General features: G+C 69.6%; 8 protein-coding genes. 2 read left to right on the top strand and 6 right to left on the bottom strand.

The features are described 5' to 3' along the window. On the top strand, nt 1-183 hold a 183-nt coding region (locus AB0J68_RS27170; RefSeq protein ID WP_363941167.1), incomplete at its 5' end, for a hypothetical protein. Here AB0J68_RS27170 and AB0J68_RS27165 read toward each other — a convergent pair. The 6 genes from AB0J68_RS27165 to AB0J68_RS27140 all read right to left on the bottom strand — a co-directional run bounded on the left by AB0J68_RS27165 (nt 149) and on the right by AB0J68_RS27140 (nt 4,431). Then, the gene (locus tag AB0J68_RS27165) at nt 149-1,159 is read right to left on the bottom strand and encodes a YihY/virulence factor BrkB family protein (RefSeq protein ID WP_363941164.1); all 1,011 of its coding nucleotides are present in this window, start codon (nt 1,157-1,159) and stop codon (nt 149-151) included. The genes AB0J68_RS27170 and AB0J68_RS27165 overlap by 35 nt on opposite strands. A gap of 65 nt (nt 1,160-1,224) precedes the next feature. Then, complete coding sequence (locus AB0J68_RS27160) at nt 1,225-2,034, bottom strand: ABC transporter permease (RefSeq protein ID WP_355135278.1); 810 nt, start codon at nt 2,032-2,034, stop codon at nt 1,225-1,227. A 9-nt stretch (nt 2,035-2,043) separates the two neighbouring features. Further along, nucleotides 2,044-2,835 (bottom strand): ABC transporter permease, encoded by a 792-nt coding sequence (locus AB0J68_RS27155; protein WP_363941170.1) that lies wholly within the window; start codon nt 2,833-2,835, stop codon nt 2,044-2,046. A gap of 215 nt (nt 2,836-3,050) precedes the next feature. Next, the gene (locus tag AB0J68_RS27150) at nt 3,051-3,245 is read right to left on the bottom strand and encodes a DUF397 domain-containing protein (RefSeq protein WP_354854616.1); all 195 of its coding nucleotides are present in this window, start codon (nt 3,243-3,245) and stop codon (nt 3,051-3,053) included. A gap of 200 nt (nt 3,246-3,445) precedes the next feature. Then, entirely contained in the window at nt 3,446-3,637 is a 192-nt protein-coding gene (locus AB0J68_RS27145) for a DUF397 domain-containing protein (protein ID WP_354854618.1), read from the bottom strand. After that, on the bottom strand, nt 3,628-4,431 hold the full coding sequence (locus AB0J68_RS27140) for a helix-turn-helix transcriptional regulator (protein ID WP_354854620.1): 804 nt from the start codon (nt 4,429-4,431) through the stop codon (nt 3,628-3,630). The genes AB0J68_RS27145 and AB0J68_RS27140 overlap by 10 nt, the downstream gene beginning before the upstream one ends. A gap of 227 nt (nt 4,432-4,658) precedes the next feature. Between AB0J68_RS27140 and AB0J68_RS27135 the strand changes: the two genes are divergently transcribed. Next, nucleotides 4,659-4,886: a flavin reductase gene (locus AB0J68_RS27135; protein ID WP_354854621.1), complete on the top strand. Its 228-nt coding sequence runs from the start codon at nt 4,659-4,661 to the stop codon at nt 4,884-4,886. Nucleotides 4,887-4,950 lie beyond the last annotated feature (64 nt).

The raw sequence follows: 4,950 nt of genomic DNA, 5'->3' as shown, positions 1-4,950 counted from the left end.
GCCTCGCGCTCCCGCCCCCGGGCGGTGATGGACGTCACACATCTGGTCGAGGCGTGCTGGGACGATGCCGGGCCGTGGGCCGTCCGCAAGCAGGTGCAGAACCAGGTCGGGGCGCTGCGGCTGCGGGAGCGGCTGCTGTGCGATCAGGTCAGCGCTTGGCAGCCGAATTCCGCTTCTTCCTGAGCTTGCGGTCGTCACGCAGTTCGAGGTACGGCTCCTCGTCGACGGCGTGGCCGGCCGAGATGGCCCGGCCGCGCTCCAACTCCGCGTCGAACTCGGCGCCCAACAGGATCGCGATGTTGCTCAGCCAGAGCCAGACCAAAAAGATGATCACGCCGGCCAGCGCACCGTACGTCTTGTTGTACGAGCCGAAGTTGCTCACGTAGAAGGCGAAGAGACCCGAGATCACCAGCCAGATCACCACAGCGAGCACGCCACCCGGGCTGACCCAGCGGAACCCGCCGTGCCGGGCGTTCGGCGAGGCCCAGTAGAGGATCGCGAACATCAGGCTGACCAGGAGCAGCAGCACCGGCCACTTGGCGACGTCCCAGACCGTGACGGCCGTCGAGCCGAGGCCGACCACGTCCCCGACCACCTCGGCGAGCCGGCCGGTGAAGACCACGATCACCGCGCAGGCCAGCAGGAGCACGCCGATCACCGCCGTCACGCCGACCCGGATCGGCAGCGTCTTCCAGATCGGCCGGCCCTCCGGCACGTCGTAGATCGTGTTCGAGGCGCGCATGAACGCGGCGACGTAGCCCGACGCGGACCAGAACGCCGCCAGCAGACCGATGATCGCCGCGGCGCTGGCCAGGCCTCCGCTGTCCCGCGCCTGGTTGATCGCATCCTCGATGATCTTCTGGATGCTCTCGTTGGGCACCGCCTGGTTGACCGTTTCCTTGACGCCCTCGGTGGCGCTGGTGCCCAGCAGGCCGAGGATGGAGATCAGCACCAGCACGCCCGGGAAGATGGACAGCACCCCGTAGTAGGTCAGCGCCGCCGCCCAGTCGGTCAGGCTGTCGTCCTGGAACTCGGTGACCGTGCGGCGCAGCGCAGCCTTCCAGCCGCTGCCGGGCAGATCGGTGGGGCTGTCCGGCCCGGCGTCGGGCCCGACCGGCCCGCTGCGCTCACGGTGGGCGGACGTCTCGTCGGAGGCCATCGCCCCTCCTCTTCGTCGGCGGTGTCGCCCCCAGGACATGCCCCGCGAACAGCGGCTGATAACACCTACGGGTAGAGCAACCTGCCCATCCGGCGCGACGCCACCAGCAGGCCGACCGCCAGCATCGCCAGCAGGTAGAGCACGTCGAGCAGCCAGAGCCAACCCCCGGTGCCGAGCGCGACGCCACGGATCAGGTGCACGGCCCGGTACAGCGGGGTGACCTCGACCAGCCAGTGCAGCAGGGTCGGGTACGCCTGCGCCGGCACGAAGGTGCCGGAGAAGAGGAACAGGGTGAACTGCGCGGACGCCACCAGGTCGAAATCCTGCCAGCTGCGCATGAAGGTGGAGATCGACATGCCGAGCGCCCCGAACGCGAACCCGACCAGCACTGCGGCGGGCAGCGCGGTGAGCGCGTGGACGACGCTGGTCAGATCCAACGCGACCATCACCCCGAGGAATGCGGCCGAGTAGGCGCTGCCCCGCAACATCGCCCAACTCAGCTCACCGAGGGCGATCTCGAACGGCCGTACGGGGGTGGCGATCATCCCGTCGTACAGCTTCATGTACTTCATCTTGCCGAAGAAGTTGAATGTGGTCTCGGCAAGCGCCCCGGTCATCGCGGAGGCGGCCAGCATCGCCGGAGCGACGAACGCGGCGTACGACACCAGCCGCCCGTCGGGCAGCGGCAGGTCACCGACCAGCGACCCGACGCCCACACCGATGGAGAGCAGGTAGAGCAGCGGCTCCACGAAGCCGGAGAGCAGCAGCAGCCAGTAGACCGACTTCAGCGCGGCGAGATTGCGCTCGATGACCGACCCCGACCGCCGGGACGCGGCGGAGACGTCGACCAGCCGGGGCAGGACCAGCGTGACCACGAGATCTCCCTAGACGACGAGCTTGCGGCGGAAGGCGCGCAGCGCCAGCAGCCAACCGACGGCCGCCCACGCAGCCAGGTAGAGCAGGTGCCCGCCGATCGACCACTGCGGGGCGACACCGAGCGTCGCCGCACGACAGAGGTCGACGGCGTGCCACAGCGGAGTCGCGTACGCCAGCCAGCGCAGCGCCTCCGGCAACGACTCGACCGGGAAGAACACGCCGGCGAACAGCGTCATCGGGATGACCGCGAACCGGAACAGCATCGCCAGCCAACTGTCGCTGGACACCACCGCGGCGTACGCGAACGTCGGCGTGGCCCCGGCCAGCCCGAGCAGCGCCACCACCGGCAGGGTGGCCACCGCCCACGGCGACCGCAACGCCCCGAACAACCCGGTGACCAGCAGGAAGGCCGCGATCGTCGTGAGCACCCGGAACAGCACGAAGGCCAGGTGCCCGGCCAGGATGTCGCCCACCCGTAGCGGCGACGCCGTCTGCGCGAAGTAGATCTTGACCCACTGGAAGTTGCTGAACACCGGCCACGTCGAGTCGCCCACGGTCACCTGGAGCGCCGTCGAGGCGATCAGCCCGGGGACCAGCCAGTCGAGGTAGCGCACCCCGTCGACGCCCTGGTCGATGTACGCGCCGACGCCCAGCCCGAAGCCGAGCACGGTCAGCACCGGCAGCAGGAACGACGAGAACACCCCCGCCCGCCAGGTGCGACGAAGATTCACCAGGTAGTGCTCGAACACCGCGTACGCCGGCACCCAGGGCAACCGCGTCCGCTGCGCCACACTCACCATGACCACCCCCCGTCCCCGACCTTCCTACCCCCGGGGTACGACAGGCCGCCGGTCACCCTACGGCGACCCCGTCGACGTGTCGCCCGGGTTTCCGCCGGGTCGCGCGCCACGCCCACGGCCTGCCGGCGGCCTGCCGGCGCGATGATCCACTACAGATCGGCGATGTGGCGCCATCCCGTCGCCCGGACACCGCCGTATCGCCGATCCGGAGTCGATCACATCGCCCGGACAGCGTCGGACCCGACGAACGTGCCCCACGCGTCGGGCGTGAAGACGAGCACCGGGCCAGCCGGATCCTTCGAGTCACGAACGGCCACCAGCCCCGGAAGATTGTCGGCCACCTCCACGCAGTTACCGCCATCCGGGCCGCTGCGGGTGCTCTTGCGCCACCGGGCGCCGGTCAGCTCCATGTCTCCACCACTTCCTGCGCTCCCGTCGGATGACTGCTGCTGCGGTAGTGCCTCATGGCAGATCAACTCGGGTTCCTGGAAACCGGGGTATCCCGGTCCCGCGGACACCCCGGTTTTCAGGAAGCCGAGTTGACCTTGGGACTGGGCAGGCCCAGGCGGTCGGACCGCGCGACCGCCGAGGGATTTACCGGGCCGGGGACCTACCGGACACCGGCACCGAGCCCGACGAACGCGCGCCACGCCTCGGGCTCGAAGACGAGCACCGGGCCAGCCGGATCCTTCGAGTCACGAACGGCCACCACCCCCGACAGATTCTCCGCAACCTCCACACAGTTGCCGCCGCTGCCGTTGCTGCGACTGCTCTTGCGCCACCGGGCGCCGGTCAGCTCCATGTCTCCGCCATTTCCACGATCAGTTCGAGGGACTGCTGCTGCGATAGTGCCTCACCCCGGATCGACTCCCACACCTCGACCATCTGCCGCACGTACTCGGCGCGGTCGATGACCTGCCCGTGGCGCTGCCCGTCCAGGTAGACCACATCTTCACCGGTCGCGGTGGTGGCGATCACGAAGGGGCCATCGAGCCCAGCGTAAGCACCGGCGGACAGCGGCACTACTTGGATTCTGACCCGGGGCAGGGCCGAGCCGAGCTTCGCCAGGTGCCGCAACTGCTCGCTCATCACCTCCGGCTCGCCGACGCTGCGGCGCAGCGCGTACTCGTCGACGACCACACTCAGCAGCGGTGGCCGGTCCCGGGTGAGCACGGCCTGCCGGTCGAGCCGGGCTGTCACCTGCTGCTCGACCTCATCCGCCGCGAAGAGCCCGGCACCGGCCAGGATGGCGCGGGCGTAGCCCTCGGTCTGCAACAAGCCCGGCAGGTAGAGCGGCTCGAACGAGCGCAGTGCGGTGGTCTCCTGCTCGATGCCCGCCCAGTCACGGAACCACGGCACCACGGCCTCGCGGCTGATCCGCCGCTGGATGCGCTCGAAGCGCCCGTCGGCAGTGAACACGGCGTCGCACCGGCGCGCGAAGTCCAGACTCGGCCGGCGCTCGGAGGTCTCCACCTTGGCGACCAGTGCCCCGGAGTAGCTCAGCGCCTCCGCCAGCGTCGCCTGGGACATGCCACTGGCTGCCCGGGCCAGCCGTAGCTCCTCCGCGAAATGCTCCAGCATGGACGAACTCTCCACGGACACCCTCCGTACATCCTCGTACCGTGCCGGGCCGATCACGGTACGCGCTGGTCGTCGGCGCGCGGAACCCCCCACGGTAGTCGCGTCCTCAGCAGACTGTCACGCAGCGGGACCGCTCACGGGATCGGACGGCGGGCGGAACCAGGCCGGGGGCGCCCCGTGACCCCCGATCCGGGGCGCTCCCATCCATCGAGCACGCCGGTCCACGAGAAAGGGAGGCTCCGATGCCCCGCTACCGCTCGCACGTGGCGGCGCGACCGTCGTGGCGCTGCCGGGTCTGCGGTGCCGCATGGCCCTGCTCCCCGGCTCGCCTGGCACTGCTCGGCGAGTACCGCGAGAACCGGACCGGCCTGCTCATCTACCTCGCGACGCTGCTCGACGAGGCGACCGGGGACCTCCCCGGCACCGACCAACTACGCGACCGCTTCCTCACCTGGGCAAGAGCCCGATGAACGACACCTAGAGCAGATCTTGGACAGTTTCCGTTAGCAGCTAACGGAAACTGTCCAAGATCTG

The sequence above is a fragment of the Micromonospora sp. NPDC049580 genome (assembly GCF_040675595.1).
Classification (GTDB): Bacteria; Actinomycetota; Actinomycetes; order Mycobacteriales; family Micromonosporaceae; genus Micromonospora.
This window is presented reverse-complemented; position numbering and strand designations above follow the sequence as displayed.